This window comes from Thioalkalivibrio sulfidiphilus HL-EbGr7 (assembly GCF_000021985.1).
Classification (GTDB): Bacteria; Pseudomonadota; Gammaproteobacteria; order Ectothiorhodospirales; family Ectothiorhodospiraceae; genus Thioalkalivibrio_A; species Thioalkalivibrio_A sulfidiphilus.
Window position 1 is genome coordinate 258,869 of record NC_011901.1, and the last position, 17,358, is coordinate 276,226.

Annotated in this window: 12 protein-coding genes; 8 read left to right on the plus strand and 4 right to left on the minus strand. The window is 64.9% G+C overall.

The annotated features are described in order from the left end of the window. Nucleotides 1-122 precede the first annotated feature (122 nt). The 3 genes from TGR7_RS01190 to TGR7_RS01200 all read left to right on the plus strand — a co-directional run bounded on the left by TGR7_RS01190 (nt 123) and on the right by TGR7_RS01200 (nt 3,849). On the plus strand, nt 123-842 hold the full coding sequence (locus TGR7_RS01190; protein WP_012636828.1) for an outer membrane protein assembly factor BamD: 720 nt from the start codon (nt 123-125) through the stop codon (nt 840-842). 114 nt (nt 843-956) lie between these two features. Further along, nucleotides 957-2,978 carry a TonB-dependent receptor family protein gene (locus TGR7_RS01195; RefSeq protein WP_245523011.1) on the plus strand — a complete coding sequence of 674 codons (2,022 nt, stop codon included), beginning with the start codon at nt 957-959 and terminating at the stop codon, nt 2,976-2,978. A gap of 391 nt (nt 2,979-3,369) precedes the next feature. Next, nucleotides 3,370-3,849 (plus strand): DUF4019 domain-containing protein, encoded by a 480-nt coding sequence (locus TGR7_RS01200; protein ID WP_012636830.1) that lies wholly within the window; start codon nt 3,370-3,372, stop codon nt 3,847-3,849. Between the two features lie 230 nt (nt 3,850-4,079). Here the strand turns inward: TGR7_RS01200 and TGR7_RS01205 are convergent, their stop codons facing one another. Continuing rightward, nucleotides 4,080-4,280: a hypothetical protein gene (locus TGR7_RS01205; RefSeq protein ID WP_012636831.1), complete on the minus strand. Its 201-nt coding sequence runs from the start codon at nt 4,278-4,280 to the stop codon at nt 4,080-4,082. A 227-nt stretch (nt 4,281-4,507) separates the two neighbouring features. Here TGR7_RS01205 and TGR7_RS01210 point away from each other — a divergent pair, with 227 nt between their 5' ends. Continuing rightward, complete coding sequence (locus tag TGR7_RS01210) at nt 4,508-6,451, plus strand: choice-of-anchor Q domain-containing protein (protein WP_012636832.1); 1,944 nt, start codon at nt 4,508-4,510, stop codon at nt 6,449-6,451. 256 nt (nt 6,452-6,707) lie between these two features. Here TGR7_RS01210 and TGR7_RS01215 read toward each other — a convergent pair whose 3' ends face one another. Continuing rightward, a complete protein-coding gene (locus TGR7_RS01215) occupies nt 6,708-9,938 on the minus strand; it encodes a sensor domain-containing protein (RefSeq protein WP_012636833.1) in 3,231 nt (1,076 codons plus the stop codon). 435 nt (nt 9,939-10,373) lie between these two features. On the opposite strand from TGR7_RS01215, the gene TGR7_RS01220 reads away from it, so the two are divergent. The 4 genes from TGR7_RS01220 (at nt 10,374) to TGR7_RS01235 (ending at nt 13,448) form a co-directional block, all read left to right on the plus strand. Continuing rightward, nucleotides 10,374-10,841: a hypothetical protein gene (locus TGR7_RS01220; protein ID WP_012636834.1), complete on the plus strand. Its 468-nt coding sequence runs from the start codon at nt 10,374-10,376 to the stop codon at nt 10,839-10,841. 455 nt (nt 10,842-11,296) lie between these two features. Next, entirely contained in the window at nt 11,297-11,875 is a 579-nt protein-coding gene (locus TGR7_RS01225; protein ID WP_012636835.1) for an HPF/RaiA family ribosome-associated protein, read from the plus strand. A 35-nt stretch (nt 11,876-11,910) separates the two neighbouring features. Further along, entirely contained in the window at nt 11,911-12,360 is a 450-nt protein-coding gene (locus tag TGR7_RS01230; RefSeq protein ID WP_012636836.1) for a CBS domain-containing protein, read from the plus strand. Nucleotides 12,361-12,470: 110 nt separating this feature from the next. Continuing rightward, nucleotides 12,471-13,448: a 2OG-Fe(II) oxygenase gene (locus tag TGR7_RS01235; RefSeq protein WP_012636837.1), complete on the plus strand. Its 978-nt coding sequence runs from the start codon at nt 12,471-12,473 to the stop codon at nt 13,446-13,448. Nucleotides 13,449-13,457: 9 nt separating this feature from the next. On the opposite strand, the gene TGR7_RS01240 is transcribed toward TGR7_RS01235, so the two are convergent. Both TGR7_RS01240 and TGR7_RS01245 read right to left on the minus strand, forming a co-directional pair. Further along, complete coding sequence (locus TGR7_RS01240) at nt 13,458-16,400, minus strand: HD domain-containing phosphohydrolase (RefSeq protein ID WP_012636838.1); 2,943 nt, start codon at nt 16,398-16,400, stop codon at nt 13,458-13,460. A gap of 108 nt (nt 16,401-16,508) precedes the next feature. After that, on the minus strand, nt 16,509-17,327 hold the full coding sequence (locus tag TGR7_RS01245; protein WP_012636839.1) for an arsenite methyltransferase: 819 nt from the start codon (nt 17,325-17,327) through the stop codon (nt 16,509-16,511). Between the last annotated feature and the right edge of the window lie 31 nt (nt 17,328-17,358).

Below are 17,358 nucleotides of genomic sequence, written 5' to 3' on the forward strand. Positions count from 1 at the left end.
AGGGCCAGTGAGTTGCGGATGAAGTCTCCAGTGGATTGCCGTTATGATGGGCCATCGTCTGAAACAGGAACCGGATCCGAATGCATAGTCGTGGTTTGAGGATGTATCTAAGGGCATGGCTGATGGTATTGCTGGCGAGTGTCCTGCTTGCCGGCTGCGCCACCCAGGGCGTGCGCCCGGCCGATGACGACACCGCTGCCTACCGGGCGGTCGTGGAGGCCGTCTCGGCCAGTGACTGCGCCGCCGCGCGCCAAGCCCTGCAAGTCATGCAGGCGCAGCATCCCAACAGCCCGCGCCTGCCTGACGCACGGATCGAGACCGCCTATGCCTGCCTGAGCGGGGGTGAGCTTGCCGAGGCCGAGGAACTGGTCATCACCTTCCTGGAACAACACCCAGGACACCCCTCCGAGGAATACGGACGCTACCTGCACGCCCTGGTCGCCTATGCCCGCTGGAAGGAGCTGCCGCCCGACACGCCGTCGGTGCGCGTCGCGGCCCAGGCACGCCAGACCTTCGGGCGTATCCGGGTGCTGGTGAGCCAGTATCCTGAGACGGCCTACGCCAGTGATCTGCGCATGATGCTGACGGACCTGCGTGAAGGCCTGGCACGGGTGGAACTGGAGACCATCGCCACCGACCTGCAGGCCGGGCGACACCAGGCGGTGATCTCCCGGGCGAACTACGTCCTCAACCACTACGCCGCCACCGAGTCCGCGCCCTTCGCACTGGCCGCGCTGATCAATGCCCACCGGGCCCGGGGTGAGGAGGCGGCCGCCCGGACACACCTGTATCGACTGGAGTCGGACTGGCCGGATCACCCGGTGCTGCAGACGCTGCAATAGCCGCCGATCCGCCCCTCCCCGAGGAGGCGCTTGCCGGACAGGGGAGTGGGGTCATTTGCATCCGGCCAACGGCCCGGGCAGGCTGGTCCACCGACTTTTTAACGATCCATGGTCATGTTTCCACGTCCGTACCAGTCCGCCCTGCTGTGCGTCGCGTTGAGCCTGCCGCTGACCGTGGCGGCCGAGACCCAGCGTCTGGAACCGCTCACCGTCACGGCCCCCCGCCTGGAACGTCCCTGGCTCGACACCCCCGCCGCCCTGGGCGTGGTGGAACGTGAAGACCTGGAGCAGGCCCGCCAGGGCCTGCAGCTGGACGAATCCCTGGTGCGCATCCCCGGCGTCACCGCCCAGAACCGCTACAACTTCGCCCAGGACCTGCGCGTCTCTATGCGCGGCTTCGGCGCCCGGTCCGCCTTCGGCATCCGCGGCGTGAAGCTGCTGGTGGACGGCATCCCCGAGACCACCACCGACGGCCAGAGCCAGGTGGATGCCATCGACCTCACTGCCCTGGAGCGCATCGAGGTCATCCGCGGCCCGTCCTCGGTGCTCCACGGCAACGCCACCGGCGGCGTGCTGGACATCACCACCCGATCGGGTCCGCCCGAGACCTTCCTGCAGCCGCGCCTCGAGGCAGGCAGCTTCGGCTACCGGCGCATCGGTGTCCAGGCGGGCGGGCAGGCCGAGGATCTCGCCTGGCACGTGAGCGGCTGGGACTTCGCCATGGACGGCTACCGGGACCACAGCGTTGCGGAGAAGCGCCTGCTGCATTCTCGCCTGGACTGGGACCTGGCCGCGGGGCACCGCCTGACGGCGCTTGCCACGTTTCTGGACGCGCCGCGCACCGATGATCCGGGCGCGCTGACCGCCGCCGAGGTGGCGGCAGACCGTCGCGCCGCGAACCCCAACGCCATTGCCTATAACGCCGGGCAGTCCGTCACCCAGGAGCGCCTGGGCCTGGTGTATCGGGGGGATCTGAGCGAAGGGGAGTCCCTGCAGGCGCGGGTGTTCCACACCTGGCGCAATTTCGACAATCGCCTGCCCTTCGAGAGCGGCGGCATGGTCGGTTACGACCGGGCCTTTTATGGCGCGGGCGTGCAGTACACCCGCGCCAACCGTCTGGGAGACCTGCCCGGTCGCGTGACCCTGGGTCTGGACCTGGAGCGCCAGCAGGATGACCGTCGCCGCCATGACAATCTGCTGGGGGTGCGTGGCGATCTGGTCCTCGAACAGCGCGAGACCGCCGAGGCCGCCGGTGTGTTCCTGCAGCAGGAGATCGACCTCACGGAGCGGTTGCAGAGCACCCTGGGTCTGCGCCGCGACTGGGTGCGTTTCGCGGTGGATGATCGATTCCTGAGCGACGGTGATGACTCGGGAAGTCGCACCTTCCAGGAAACCAGTCATTCCCTGGGCCTGAGCTACGCCTGGCATCCGCAGCATCGCATCTACGGGACCTACGGCACCGCCTTCGAGACGCCCACCTTCACCGAGTACGCCAACCCGGCGGGCGGTGGCTTCAATCCCGCCATCGCACCCCAGCAGGCGCGCAACCTGGAACTGGGCTTCAAGGGATTCGCGGGAGCGGTGCAGTACGACCTGGCCGTGTTCAGGGTGGACGTGCGCGACGAGCTGGTGCCCTACGAATTGGATCGTATCTATTACGAGAACGCCGGACGCACCCGGCGCCAGGGTCTGGAGGCGGGCTTGAGCTGGTTCGCCTCGACGGAATGGACATTCACCGGCGCTTGGACCTGGTCAGATTTCACCTTCAGGGAGTTCGAGGACGATGGTGTGGACCTGGCCGGGCGCGAGCTGCCTGCCATCCCCCGCCAGCAGCTGTTCCTGGAGGCCGCCTGGCGCCCGGGGCGGGACTACTACATCCTCGACATGCTGGCCCTGGACCGCCAGTACGCGGACAACGCCAACACCGAGCGGGTGTCCGACACGGCGATCTTCAACGCCCGCGCCGGCCGGGTGTTCCGACAGGATGGTTGGGACGTGGAAACCTTTATCGCCGTGAACAACCTGTTCGATCAGGACTATTTCGCCAACATCCGGCCCAACGCGGCCTTAGGGCGCTACTACGAGCCAGCGCCGGGCAGAAACTTCTTCGTCGGCCTGCACGTGACCCGGCGTTAGATGCAACGAGTAGGTTGGACCGAGCGCGGCGATGTCCAACATCGCGTCGCTGATGAGCGCCTTGTTGGGGTTCGTGCCTCATCCCAAGCTACCTGATCCGCATGCGGACCGAGGTCGCGGTTGGCGGGCTCTCCTGTCCGCGGCGGGGTCGCCGCTCCTACGCGGGTGCAGGTGTAGGCCGGATAAGCGCAGCGCATCCGGCGAATGGTGCAGGGGAATGCCGGATGCGGCTTGTGCCTTATCCGGCCTACGCGAGCCGCCTGTGTAGGAGGCACGACCCCGGGCCGAACCGCCGCGCCGGGACCGGCCCCGCCCAGCCGTGATAAGCTCTCCCGCACTCCGGGCAGCCTGCCTGACACCGATTCACCGATCACACCCGAGGAATGACCAGATGTGGATTCGCAACGCTTCCCTGTCCCTGATCCTGTTGATTGCCTTGGCATGGCTGGCGGGCTGCTCGTCGCCGTCCAATGAGGAGGCCGGCGCGCAAGGCGTCTCCGGCGGCGCGGAACAGTCCGCCGTGCAGGTGGACGATCCCGAGGTCCAGGCGGTGGTCGACGCCTGGCTGGAGCGGCTGGATGCAGGCGACCACGAGGCCACCTGGGCGATGGCGGGCAGCCTGTTCAAGGCCGAGCTGAGTGCCGAACAGTGGGGCGAGGCCATGGCCGAGATGCGCGAGAACATGGGCGCCGTGACCCAGCGCCGGTTGCACGAGTACACCGTCGAGACCATCATGCCCGGCGTGCCGGAAGGCCGCTACGCGATGTTCGAATACCGTTCCGTGTTCGAGAAGCAGGACCAGGGCGCGGAGCTGGTGGTCTGCGCCCGTGAAGAGGGCGAATGGCGGGTGGTGGGCTATTTCGTGCAGTGAGGCGCGAAACCCAGCGCCTGATTCCGTGTAGGAGCCCCGACCCCGGGGCGAACCTCACCGCCGGCTGGTTCGCCCCGAAGTCGGGGCTCCTACACTGTTTCTCCGGCAACCGAAAATACGCGCTGTGACGCGCGGTTGCTGACAAGCCGATTAATTGGCTTGATTCGCCCGATGCGCTCCGTTTATCGGGCCTACGATCTGACGCCTGTCCCCTTTCCCCTCACGCCCATTCAATTCGGCGGCCCGCCCGGCCCGATATCCTTGTCCTTGGCGATCAGGTACACACCGCCGGCCGCCATGGCCATCCACAGGACCAGGGACCAGGCTCCCATCATCTCCCACAGGTGCCCCATGAACAGCAGCATCACGGCGGCGAGGCCCAGGATCACGTTGCCCAGGATGAAGTGAAGGCGTTTCTTGTCTTCCTGCATGGATTTGCCGTTCAAGTGGTCTGAATGGTGGCGCCAGTATACCAGCCGGATGACACCTGATCTGCGTCAGGTCATCAGCAAAAAGCCCGCGTATTGTACTTCCGTACAATATTCAGTCATCCCTCCCTGCACTAAAGCTAATAGCACTTACGGCCATTGTGGTCGTACGGGCATTCCGGGCCAAGGGCCGGAAATGTTTACGGGCGTGTCGCCCGAGGGAGTGAACGATGTCTGTTCTGAATCGCAGTCTGTTGGGGGTGGCGGTGCTGGCCGCCCTGGGTGCTAATGCTCAGGCGCAAGAGCCGCCACCGCCTGCCCCCGTTGACTCGGGCGTGGTGATCGAGGTGGCTGATTTCATTGATGCAGTCGGAGAGTGTGTCCTCCCCGAAGTGGAGGGCGGGCCGGTGGTCTGCCCGAGCCTGCGTGCGGCGGTGATGTTCTCCAACGACAACCGCGACGAAGCCGTGTTCCACACCATCTACCTGGAGGCCGGGACCTACCTGCTGGGTATCGTCGGACTCGACGAGGCGCCGGAATTTTTTGATCCGGGTGATGAGGGTACCGCTGAATGGGTCGCTCGCAGCGATGCTGATGCCGCTATTGGCGACCTGGACCTCACCCAGAGTGTGCACATCATCGGCGCCGGGCCAGGGCAGACGGTCGTGCGTTGGATAACTTTGCCAACTTATGATGGGGAAACGGGTGCTCGTATCATCGATGAAGATCCTGCTACGGGCGACCGCGTCTTCCACATCCAGACCACCGACCAGAACGTCGGGCAGGTGGTCATCGAGGGCCTGACCGTGATGGGCGGCGAGGTGGGCGTGGTGCCCAATACCGACTGCGCCGTCGTGGATAACCCCTACGACCTGGACGTGCGCGCCGCTGAGAACTGCGAGATCACCCAGTTCCGTCGCATGGGTGGCGCCATCGCTGTCGGCATGGGTGCTGCCATCGTGGAATACGAGGAAGAAGTCCACGGCGGTGGTGGCGGCGGCAACCCCGATGGCGGGCCCTTCCCGGGCGGCAAGCCCGGCGAGGAGGAAGGATTCGTGATCGGCCAAGTGGTGCTTCGCAATGTAGTGGTGGCCGACAGCTGGTCCGGTGCCGACGGCGGTGGTGTCTACAACATCGCTCCCATGGTGATGGAGAACGTCTGGATCACCGGCAACATTGCCGCGGGTGGCAACGGCGGCGGCATGTACAACGAAGCCCTGCTCACCATGACCAACACCACCATCGGTCGGTTCTTCGACGAAGCTACGATCGCCTCCCTGCTGGGCGAGGGTGTAAACGAAGACCTGATCCAGCTTGATCCAGAAGACCAGGGTTATATCCGAAATGCAGGTAATGTGGGAGAGAACGGCGGTGGCTTCTTCGCCACCGGCAGCCCCGAGTCTGAGGTGACCATGCGGCAGAGTGCCATCAATGGCAACGAAGCCGTAGGCGGCGGTGCCATTGCCGCGCGGTCTGGCATCACGGTCAACCTGGAGAACGTGACGGTGAGCGGAAACGTGGCCCGTGACGTGGCCGGTGGTGTCAATACCAACGGGACCGTCAACCTGGTGAACAGCACCGTGGCAAACAACGAGACGGAAGGCGATTCACCCTTCGGTGGTGCGGGCCTGAACAGTTTCGGTGATGGCAGCTTTACCATGGTGAACACGCTGATTGCCGGGAACTTCCAGATCAGGGACGAAGAGGAAGGTGAGCCCGAGGTGATTCTGGCCAACTGCGGTTGCACGGGTGGTGGTGGCTGCGAGGGTGCCTTCGACTCGGAGGGATACAATCTGGAGGATGCCGATACCTGCAACCTGGTCAACACCAACGACCAGCTGAACACCGACCCGCTGGTCGGTGCGCTGGCCTTCAACAACGCGGGCCTGCCGGGCCTGACCGAGACCCACGCCTTGCTGGTGGGCAGTCCGGCGCTGAACGCTGCCCTCAACGATGCCTGCCCGGACTTCGATCAGCGCGGTCTGGCCCGTCCCCAGGGCGCGGACTGCGACATCGGCGCCTACGAGCTGGCAGTGAGTGGCGGCGGTGGTGGTGGCGGCGGTGGCGGTTGCACCCTGGGCGGTCGCGGTGTGACTGATCCCCTGCTGCCCGGTCTGGTGTTGCTGGCGCTGGCCTGGCTCGGGCTGCGTCGCAGGAGCAACGCAGGGAAGTAGTTCGTTAAATCAGTGGTGAAACGGGAACGGGGGCGATTTCGCCCCCGTTCTTTTTTGCTTTGCCCTGACCCGCATCTTGCGCCAGGGATTGCGAATGAGGGTGGTCACACGTCCTGCTTCGCGCAGTCGTCTTAGAGGCGAAGCGTAGCCATAGGGCGGGCCGTGCCCGCCATCAGCGGCGGGTTCGCGGTCAGCAGGCGGCCATGGGCCGCCCTATGGGCAAGTGAGACCGAGATGCTGCGGTGCACTCTGCGGACTAGTGATACTGCGGCGGCAGTTCCGCCGAAGGCCGGTCCAGGTGATAGCCCTGGGCCATGTCCACGCCGAACTCGCGCAGCATGGCGAGCGTCTCGGCATCCTCCACGAACTCCGCCACCGTGAGCTTGTCCAGGCCCTTGGCCACGTCGATCATGGCCTTGACGAAGGCCTGATTGTCCCGGTTGTTGGGCAGGTCGCGGATGAACATGCCGTCGATCTTGAGGATCTGTACGCCCAGGTATTTCAGGTAGGCGAAGGTGGAGAAGCCGGAGCCGAAATCATCCAGGCCGATCAGGCAGCCGGTCTGGTGCAGGGCCTCGATGAAACGCTGGGCGTCCTGCATCTCGGAGACGGCGGCGGTCTCGGTCAGCTCCACGATCAGGCGCCTGGGCTCCACATCGTGGCGTTGCAGCAGGTCCTGGATGTACTGGGGCAGGCCGGGCTCATCGAAGCTGCGTCCGGAGATGTTCACCGCCAGCGCGCGCAGTTTCGGATGTTTCGCCAGGAGCCCGATGCTCTGGCGCAGCACCCAGCGGTCGATCTCCAGGATCTGGCCGGTCTTCTCCGCCACGGGGATGAACTGGCCGGGCATGATGAGGCGTTCGCCGTCGGCGGGATCGCGCATGCGCACCAGGGTCTCCACGTGACTCAGTTCCCCGTCGGCGGTGGAGTAGATGCCCTGGAAGTGCAGCTCCAGGCTTTCCTCCCGCAGGGCCTGGTCGATGCGTCCGCGCCAGGTCATGCGCGCCATCATGGCCTTGGAATGATTGCGACTGGGGTCGTACAGGGACCAGGTGTTCTTGCCGTTGCTCTTGGCCTGGTACATGGCGGTGTCCGCGTGGGCGACGAGGTCCTCCACGTTGTCGCCGTGTTCCGGGAAGAAGGCGATGCCGATGCTGGCGGTCAGGCGCAGGTTGCTGCCCCGGAAACGGAACGGGATGGCGGAGATGGCGCGGGCGATGCGCTCGGCCAGTTGCGAGGGTTCATCGTCATGGCGTATCTCCGCGAGCACGGCGAACTCGTCTCCACCCAGTCGCGCGAACACCTCTCCGGAGCGGACCAGGCTCGAAACCTCGCCGGCGGCACGCACCAGCACGGTGTCGCCGGCCCGGTGGCCGAAGGTGTCGTTGATGTACTTGAACTCGTCCAGGTCGAAGTACAGCAGGGCGAAGCGGCTGTCGTTGCGCTGGGCGCTGCTGATCATGCGATCCAGGTGTTCCTGGAAACGATGGCGGTTGTACAGTCCCGTCAGCGCATCGTGCTGGGCCATGTAGATCAGCTGCTGGGCGGTCTGGCGCTCGCGGGTGATGTCCTCGTAGATCCACAGCCGGCCGAGCACGGGCCCGTCGGGATCGGCGACCGGGTAGGAGAGCTGGGTGAGCACCCGACCGTCGTAGAGATCCACCTCGAAGCGTTCGCTGATTTCGTGGGTGTCCAGCACATGCAGGATGTGCCTGGATGCGTGGTCCGGGCGGGCGAGGCGATGGGTGGAGTGTTTCAGCACCTCGCGGCTGGGGCGGCCGATGAGGTCCACCGGCTCGCCGATGGCCCACATGCGGCGGAAGGCGGGATTGACGTATTCCACGCGGCCATTGGTGTCCTCGAACAGGATGCCGATGCTCATGCCTGAGAGCAGCGCCGCCATGCGGCTTTGTTCGCGCCGGGTGATGGCCAGCAATTCCGTTTGGCGGCGTTCGGAGACCTGCAGGTCTCCGAGTGCCTTGAGCAGGGACTTTTCCTGTTCCTTGCGTTGGCTGATGTCCCGGGTGATGGCCACGTAGCGGGGTCGTTCATCCGGGAGGACGACGTATTGCAGGGAGACTTCCAGTTGCAGATCCCTGCCGTCCCGGGTCCGGTGCAGGGTTTCGAACACCAGGCTGTCCCGTTTCTCGGTGCGCAGCACCTCGATGAAACGGCGGAAGCGCGGTTCGGGAAACTCCGGCTTGATGTCATAGGGGTGCAGGGTGAACAGTTCTTGCGCGCTGTAGCCCAATTGCTTGATCGCACCCCGGTTGACGTAGATGAACTCCAGGGTCTCGGCATCGAACATGAACACCGAATCCTGGGTCAGGTCCAGGGTGTGCTTGAAGGCCTCCAGGGCGGCGCGCTGATGTCGCAGGTCCTCGTTGGCCGCCACCAGCCTGCTGGCGTCTATCACGTGTCCCTGCAGGAACAGCAGGTTCCCGTGTTCGTCATGGATGCCCTGCCCGCGCTCCTGGACCCAGCGCGGCGTGCCGTCCCGGGTGACGATGCGGTAGGAAAGCGAAAACGACCGTCTTTGATTCAAGGCCTGCTGGACTTCGTGCCAGACCCTGTCCCGGTCCTCGGGATGGGTCAGGGAGCCCATGGTCACCACTTCGGGATCCAGGAAGTCCATGGGACGGTAACCGCTCAGTTCCTCCACGTTGCCGGCCAGATAGACCAGGGACCATTGGGGGTCGTTCTTGCTGCGATAGACGAAGCCGTCGATGGTGCCGAGTACGCGGAGCAGGTCCTCGTTGCTGAGGCTGCCGGCCTGCCTGACAAGGGCCATGAGGGCGATGCACGCGGCGATGGCGCACAGGGAGCGAGCCAGCTGCACCGGGAAGCCGGTGATGGCCAGGAAGTCCCACTGGGTGGGCAGCCAGGGGGGCAGGCCTTGGGACGTGACGGTCAGAAACGGCGTCAACAGGCCGTAGACCATCAGGGCCCCCGCCAGGGTGCCGATCCAGGCAGGCTGGGCGCGAAACCCGGCGCTGGTATCGAGACGATGTGGCGCGGGCTTGCGGCTCGTCCACAGGGCCAGGGCGGCGAGCAGGGCGCCGGGGGTACCGAGAAAGTAGCGCGCGCCGGTGGCCAGGCCTTCGAGCGGTTGTGTGGACAACAGAACCAGGCCCAGTACCGCGAGCCCGGCCGCACCGTAGATCAGGCGTGGATCCAGCCAGACTGTGGGCCACAGGTCCGCCATGCAGCGCCGGCCGAATTCCAGCAGGGGAATGAAGGAGACGAACAGCAACAGCTGAGCGGAGTGGATCAGCCCGTCGGCGGCACCCTCCTGCAGCCGGACCCATTCCGTGAACTCCAGGATGCCGTGCAGCATGCCGAAGGCCGCCAGCCAGCCCAGGTGTCGGGAGAAGGGCAGATTGGCGTCCTGGCGCGGCAGCAGGAAGGCCGTGACACCCAGTACGAAAAAGGACAGGCCATAGACCTGGTAGATCAGTCCGAGGTGGCCCTCCACCCAACCGTTCACATAGCCGTCCTTGCGTAGGGGGTGACGTGGGGATCGGTCAACGACTGCGCGGACGTCTCCCGGCATGAAGACACGCGCCCTAACATTGATGCGTCAGTGGATGTCATGAGCCGCACCGTGGTTCCGACCGATTCAAGACTCGTGAAATCAGGGTCTTGCGATGGAGGTTATGCCATTGCCGGGTCAAAGGCCAGAGGGGCGGTTCGCGCCCCGGTGCCCGCGGAACCTCACGCCGGCCGCCCTGTCGAACGCGGCGATGAACCGATTTACGGTTCGGCCGGCATCGCGGCAGCCTGATGCTGCCGAGCGCCGGTATCGAGAATCCGAGGACTCGGCATCGAGTGATGGGATTTCGGCGCTGCCAAGCGGTTCCGAGCCAGGTTCTGACGATTGTTCCGAAAGATCCGCAAACATCGATACACAAGGAGATTTGCCATGTTCCGCACCCGCAAACTGGTTGCCGCCCTGGCTCTGGTATTCGCCCCCGTGGTTTCCGCGAGCCCCATGAACGAGGTCACCTATCGGGAGCACATCCGTCCGCTCTGGGAGAACAATTGCGCCCAGTGTCATGGCGCGACGGCGCCCTACCGGGGCGAGTTCAGGGAGGACCGGGCGCGCTATGAGCGTGAAAACAAGGGCCCGCGCATGGACACCTATGCGGATCTGGTCTACTTCATCGCCTGGCCGTCGACCGGCGCCCTCATGCGTCGCCTGGACGACGGCGGCAACACCGCCAACGGCAAGCCCGGCAACATGTACCAGTATCTGGGTGGCAGCGAAGAGGAACGCCAGAAGAACCTGGCCCTGTTCAGGGCCTGGGTGGGGGGCGACGAGGCCTGGACCATGAAGCGCTCGGGGGAGATCAGCAAGGAAGAGCTGGAACGCTTCAAGCTGGCGTACTGACCGTCTCTTGCGGGGTCGCTGGGACGCAGAGGACCGGCGATCCGCCCGGGATCCGGATGACACCCCCCGGGTCATGCAGAGGGCGCAAAAGGTTTTTCCCAAAAACCTCCGCGCCCTCTGCGTCTTTGCGTACTCCGCGTTAACAGATCCGTCCGGCACCCTCCCGGCCACGATTCGGCCCGGGGTCGGGCCTCCTACGGGTAAGGTCCGTACGCGACACTTCCTCTGGTCGTGGCGAGCCATCGAAACACGCCCGACTCCACTGGAACCATCGAACAAGCTCAAGAAACCCCGTGTCTCCACGGCGCCGTAAGGAAACGGTCTTTCCCGGCCCGGGGAGCTGACCTGCATCAATGGTCAACCCGTGGCGTGGGTCTATACTTTTCAACAGGTCCCGCGGACCCCCTTCCCATCCCCGATGGCCTGCCGAACCCCCGGCGGGCGGGAGTCATCTCATGAATGCAGAACGCGTCCCCCTGGTGGAAGTGACCTTTCGCAACATGGATCCGTCGCCTGCCGTGGAGGACAAGGTGCGTGCCCAGATCGAAAAGCTCGGGCAGTTCCATGACCACATCATGGCCTGCCGGGTGGTGGTGGAGGCGGGCCACCGGCATCACCACAAAGGCAATCTCTATCACGTGCGCATCGACCTCACCGTGCCCAACGGCGAGCTGGTGGCCAGCCGGGAACCCTCCGGGCACCATGCCCACGAGGATGTCTATGTCGCCGTCCGCGATGCCTTCGATGCCATGCGCCGGCAGCTCCAGGACCGGCTGCGCAAGCAGCGGGGCAGGGTGAAGCATCACGAGACGCCGCCCCACGGCGTGGTCCGGGAGATCGCCCCCATGTCCGATTACGGTCTGATCGAGACCCCGGACGGCCGGGAGATCCGCTTCACCAGCAAGAGCGTGGTGGACTACGACTTCGCCAGGCTGGAGGTGGGCGACCGGGTCTGGTTCACGGAGGTGGACAGCGATGACGGGCCGGCGGCCAGCACGGTGCATGTGGAAGGCAAGCATCACATCGTGGGTTGACCTGTGGCGTGGTCGAATCCCGGGAGGAGACAAACATGAAAGTCGGTGAATTCTGCAATCGCGACGTGGTGGTCATGGGCGGCGAGGAGTCCGCCCAGGCGGCCGCGGCGCTGATGCGCGCGCATCACGTGGGCGACGTGGTGCTGGTGGAGGACAGGGGTGGCGTCACCACGCCGCTGGGTATCGTCACCGACCGGGACCTGGTGCTGGAGGTGATGGTGCCGGGTGTGGATGCCGCGTCGCTAGCCGCTCGTGACCTGGTCACCGCGCCGCTGGTCACGGTACGGGAGGATCAGGGCCTGTTCGATGCCCTGGAGCTGATGCGCGCCAGGGGCGTGCGCCGCCTGCCGGTGGTGAACGGGAAGGGCGCGCTGCTCGGCATCCTGGCCGTCGACGACCTGGTGGGCCTCATGGGGGAGATGCTGTCGCGGCTGTCCTCGGTGGTGGCGCGGCAGGTCGTGCGCGAGGAAAAGCAAAGACCCTGAAGGTCCCGGTAAGACCTGTCGCACGCACCGGAACTGGGGCGATGCAGTCATGATCCTGTCACAGTCGGCTCCTATGGTTTTCCTCCCACCAGCCAGCCCGGGAGAAAGCCATGAGTGCCGTCCCTGCCCCCCATCCCCGCGCCGGAGAGCGGGTTCCTGAGTTCCTGCTGCCGCCAGTCGATGGCGTGCCGTCTACCTTCTACGAGCGTTTCTGTGGCCGTCCCGCCGTGCTGTTGCTGGGTGCGGATGCGCAGTCGCTGGCGCCCTTTGCGTCGCTTGGCGCACGGGCCGGCGTGATGGGGCTGGTGCCTGGGCACGGAGGTAAGGCGATTGAAGCGTCCATTCCGGTCATGGGCGATGACGGGCGCATCGCCCGGGCCCTGGGCGAGTCCTATCCCGCCCGCGGCGCGCTGGCCTGGATCCTGGACGGCACCCTTCGGCTGGTCGCGCGACTGCCCGATGCCGACGCAGACACCGTGGCTGCCTGGCTGGACACGCTGCCCCAGGGTGAGGACAGTCCAGCCGTGGTCGAGGCAACGGCCCCGGTGCTGATGCTGCCCGATGTGGTCTCGCCGGATCTGTGCGAGGCGCTCATCCGTTGTCACGAGTCAGCGCATTTCGACAGCGGCATGGTGCGCATGGTGGACGGCAAACCGGCCCTGGTGCCCGACTACGGTGCCAAGCGCAGGTTGGATCACCGACTGGTGGATGAGGCACTGACGGACAGGTTGACGGAGGTCCTGTCCCGGCGCGTGCTGCCGGGTATTGCGACGGCCTTCAACTACCGGGTGACGCGTTTCGAGCCCTTCAAGGTGGTGTGCTATGAATCCAGCACCGGCGGTTACTTCCGTCGTCACCGGGACAACGTGACCCCCGACGCACGGCACCGGCGCTTCGCGCTCTCCATCAATCTCAACGACGGCTACCAGGGCGGCAACCTGGTGTTCCCGGAATTCGGCCGGCAGGGCTATCGCCCGCCCAGAGGTGGCGCCATCGTGTTCTCGGGCGGGTTGCTGCACGAGGCGACGGATGTGACAGGCGGACGTCGCTATGTGTTGCTGAGTTTCCTTTGGGGTGAAGACGTTTAGCTGGTTGCCTTATTGAGCCGTATCGCGTGTGTTACCAGGCTGTACTGGGGTTCGCGCACCTCGCACGATCTCGAGATAATCGTCCTCATCGATGTTGTCGATCTGTTCCGGGCGAAGGTATCGTTCGGCGTAGAGCAGATACAGGCGCTCGCGGATGAAGACCTCGAAGAGTTGCGGGTCCAGGTGGTTTCCACGTGCCATGTCAGCCATGATTTGCAAAGACTCCGAAAGGGTCTTCGCGGGCTTGTAAGGCCTGTCCGCGGCGGTCAGGGCCTCGAACACATCGGCGATAGCCAGCACGCGGGCCGGGATGCTGAGTTGCTTCGCGTTCAGGCGTCTGGGATAGCCGGTGCCGTCGAGTTTTTCGTGGTGATTGCCGGCAATCTCGGGAACAGGCCGCAGGTGCCGGGGCAGGGGCAGACGATTCAGCATGATGATGGTCTGCACGATGTGGTCGTTGACGTGGAAACGTTCCTCGTCGGTCAGGGTGCCGCGGGGGATGCTCAAGTTGTGCAGTTCGCCGAGGTTCAAGGCGTGTTTCGGCAAGGACATGTCGAAGCCCCAGAGATTGCGCGGATCGTCCCGGCTCACTGGGGGGCGGCGCTCGCCCCAGCGCACGATGTGGTCGTGGCGGTCCTGCAGCAGGGTTTCTTCAACAGGCAGTGAGTCGGGCGGGCTGTCTGCCAGGCGGCGCAGCTCCTCTCCGGACAGGCCGATGCGCTTGTCGAAATGCCGCCACCAACGTTGCTGCGCGATGCGCCGCAGCTCTCCCAGGTGAGCTTCATCCATGGACTCCGCACCCAGATTGGCCTGGGCGATCAGGGCATAATCGGATTGAAGTTGCTGCTCTCGCTGGGTGAGTCGTTGCATCAACGCGCCTGCGTCGCCCCCTTCGGCCAGGCCACGCCAGTAGTCGATGCGGGCATCCCGCAGCAGGACTTCGAAGCGGGTACGGATCTCGTGGATGCGGTTGTACAGGGTCTCCAGCTTGGTGGCCTTGTCGACCACGTGCTCGGGGCTGGTGATCTTGCCGCAGTCATGCAGCCAGGCAGCCATGCGGAAGGCCTCCATCTCCTCTTCGCTGAGCTGAAAATCCGCGTAGGGTCCGGTGTCGAGGCTGTTCAGTCGTTCCACCATGCACGTCGCCAGCACGGGTACCCGCTCGCAGTGACCGCTGGTATAGGGCGATTTGGCATCGATGGCATCCGCCAGCAGCTGGATCACGGCGTCGAGGAGTTTTTTCTGTGCCTCGAACATCTGGCGGGTCTCGATGGCCACGGCCGCAGTCCCCGAGAGCTCCTCCACGAAGCTACGGAAAGACAGGTCTTGACGGCGCACGCCGTACTCGTCCACGGGTGAGGTGAGCACCAGAAATCCCTGGAGTTCGCCATCCCTGAGTCGCAGTACCTGGGTGTACAGAGCGTCACTCGGACTCAGGGTGCGACTGACGATGCTAGCGATGGCCGCATCCTGTTCCTGCCAGTCCTCGGCATCGAGTTGGAAGTGCGAGGAGAGGGGTGAGCGGTCGATCTGGAAATGACCATACCGTGCGACCAGCTGGAAGTGGTTGCTGGCATCGTCAAGTAGATAGATGGCGCCGCCATCGACCCTGAACGAGGTGACCAGTTGTTCGAGTACGGAGTCGAGCATGTTCACCAGCGATTTTTCCCGGCTCAGGGTCTGACTGATGCGCAAGAAATTGTTGATGGTGTGGGACATGCTCTGAAGGGTCTCGTCCAGATGGCATGCCTCGCGGAGGCGGGTGCGAAGCGGGCTCGTTGGGGTGAAGTCGAACTCCGTCAGCCGACCCACCCGATCCGCCAGTTGTTTCATGGGGCGGGCAATGCGTCGGCCCAGGTACCAGCCAGCGGGGAGGAATAGCAGGACCAGGAGGATCGCGAGCAATGCCTGGCGAGTGATGATGCGCCTCGCATCTGCGAGCAGTTCATCGCCGGGGATGCTGATCAATATATCGGTGCCACTGCCTGGAAATGCGGCCAGCGGCATGCGGATGCCGTACCAGGTCTGTCCATCGATGTTGAAATTCACCGCGGTGCCGACGGGAGGCGACATTGTGAACAGATGGGCGAGACTCGGTATGCCGACCTCCTCCAGGAGGGGCAGTCTGGGCATGTCCGTGTCGAGGTGCAGGAGCCGCTCCATGTCCGGATAAGCGAGTATCCGGGCGCCGGGGCTGACGATGGTAGCTTCGGTGCCGGGTGTTAGCCGCATGCGTTGCATCTCCGGACCCAGATCGGCCAGTGCGGCGTCCAGACCCACGACGGCGCGCCCTCTCGCGCTGGTGCGGGCCAGCGTGATGCCAACCTCCCGCGTGGTGAAGAACACGTAGGGCCGGGTGATGATGATGTCCTGACCCTGTGCGGCATCCAGATACCAGGGGCGTGTGCGTGGGTCGTAGTGGTAGTCCGGCTGGCTGCGTCGCTCCAGAAGACGCCGGCTGGCATCGTAGAACCACCATTCCCCGATCAAGTCACCGGCGGCGTCACGGTGGATGGTTTGCACCATGTAGACAGCCGTGGGTGGAGCTGAGAAACGCCGCCGCAGGCTCGGATCATCGATGCTTCGTACCAGCAGGAATTCGCCGTTGGTGTAGCCCATGTAGAAGGCGCTGATTACCGGGTTGCTGTCCAGAACCTCGAACCCTACCGGCAGACGGTCCATACGCGTGGCCATGTCCTGTGCCTCGGCCATGGGGTCGATGCTCAGCAGGCGCAGGGTCACCTCGGCGGGCTGCAACAGGCGACGTACCTGTTCATCGATGGTGCGTGACAATTGCTGCGCCGCATCGGTGCCCGCGGAGATGAGTAAGCGTTCCGCGGCCTGCTTGCCCTGAAGGAGCAGGAGTACAGTGACGGCCACCATGGCAAAAACGATGCTGCCGGCGACCAGCGGCTGTAATGAAATGCCTTGCCTGGCCTTGTATCCCTGCATGATGCGTCCTTAGTTGCTTCCAGTGCCATGCCACCGTCTCGGGCACCTGGCCTGAGTGTGCCGCAGTGGGCCGAATGACTCAGCGTCCCCCTCTGCGGCTCCATGGTATCAGCAATTGGCCCTGGGCTTGATGGCTTCGATGTGGGCGGAAAGCACATAGTCCTCGACGCCGCGCCCAGGCGCCCAGTCCCTGATGAACTCCCTGGATTCATCCTTGGGCGTGATGCGGATGTCGGAGAATCCCGCCTCGTACAGCATGGCGTGCAGGTCCGCCAGCAGCGGCGCGCCGGCGATGCAGCCGGCGTGGAGCACGGGGTCGTTTCTCATCTCCTCGGGCAGTTCCGTGCCGGCCACTACGTCGGAGATGGCCAGGCGTCCGCCGGGCCTGAGGATGCGGAAGGCCTCGCGGAACACCTGGGGCTTGTCGGGGGAGAGGTTGATCACGCAGTTGGAGATGATCACGTCGGCGGCGTTGTCCGCCACCGGCAGGTGCTCGATCTCGCCCAGACGGAACTCCACGTTGTTGAAGCCGCCCTTCTCGGCATTGGCGCGCGCCTTGCTCACCATGGCGGGGGTCATGTCCACGCCGATCACCTTCCCGGTCACGCCCACCTCGGCCGATGCCAGGAAACAGTCGAAACCGCCGCCGCTGCCCAGGTCCACCACCACCTCGCCGGGCTTGAGGCTCGCGATGGCACGGGGGTTGCCGCAGCCAAGCCCCATGTCGGCACCCTCGGGCACGGTGGCCAGGTCCTGCGCTGAATAACCGAGGCGGGTGGAGATCAGGGTGTTGATGGCGGTGTCATCGGAGACACCGCAGCAACTGGATGCCTCGCCGCAGCCGTCGCCGCTGTTGCTGGCCTCGGCGACCCTCGCATAGCTCTCGCGCACGTGCTGGCGCAGTTCGTCTGCCTTCTTCTGGCTCATGGCCTGATACCTGAATGACTGGGATAGGCCA

Excerpts from the sequence above, each read along its gene's own strand:
- TGR7_RS01225 (WP_012636835.1), top strand. The coding sequence starts at position 11,297 with ATGAATGCAGAACGCGTCCCCCTGGTGGAAGTGACCTTTCGCAACATG.
- TGR7_RS01210 (WP_012636832.1), top strand. The coding sequence starts at position 4,508 with ATGTCTGTTCTGAATCGCAGTCTGTTGGGGGTGGCGGTGCTGGCCGCC.
- TGR7_RS01235 (WP_012636837.1), top strand. The coding sequence starts at position 12,471 with ATGAGTGCCGTCCCTGCCCCCCATCCCCGCGCCGGAGAGCGGGTTCCT.
- TGR7_RS01245 (WP_012636839.1), bottom strand. The coding sequence starts at position 17,327 with ATGAGCCAGAAGAAGGCAGACGAACTGCGCCAGCACGTGCGCGAGAGC.
- TGR7_RS01205 (WP_012636831.1), bottom strand. The coding sequence starts at position 4,280 with ATGCAGGAAGACAAGAAACGCCTTCACTTCATCCTGGGCAACGTGATC.
- TGR7_RS01200 (WP_012636830.1), top strand. The coding sequence starts at position 3,370 with ATGTGGATTCGCAACGCTTCCCTGTCCCTGATCCTGTTGATTGCCTTG.
- TGR7_RS01220 (WP_012636834.1), top strand. The coding sequence starts at position 10,374 with ATGTTCCGCACCCGCAAACTGGTTGCCGCCCTGGCTCTGGTATTCGCC.
- TGR7_RS01240 (WP_012636838.1), bottom strand. The coding sequence starts at position 16,400 with ATGCAGGGATACAAGGCCAGGCAAGGCATTTCATTACAGCCGCTGGTC.
- TGR7_RS01230 (WP_012636836.1), top strand. The coding sequence starts at position 11,911 with ATGAAAGTCGGTGAATTCTGCAATCGCGACGTGGTGGTCATGGGCGGC.
- TGR7_RS01190 (WP_012636828.1), top strand. The coding sequence starts at position 123 with ATGGTATTGCTGGCGAGTGTCCTGCTTGCCGGCTGCGCCACCCAGGGC.
- TGR7_RS01195 (WP_245523011.1), top strand. The coding sequence starts at position 957 with ATGTTTCCACGTCCGTACCAGTCCGCCCTGCTGTGCGTCGCGTTGAGC.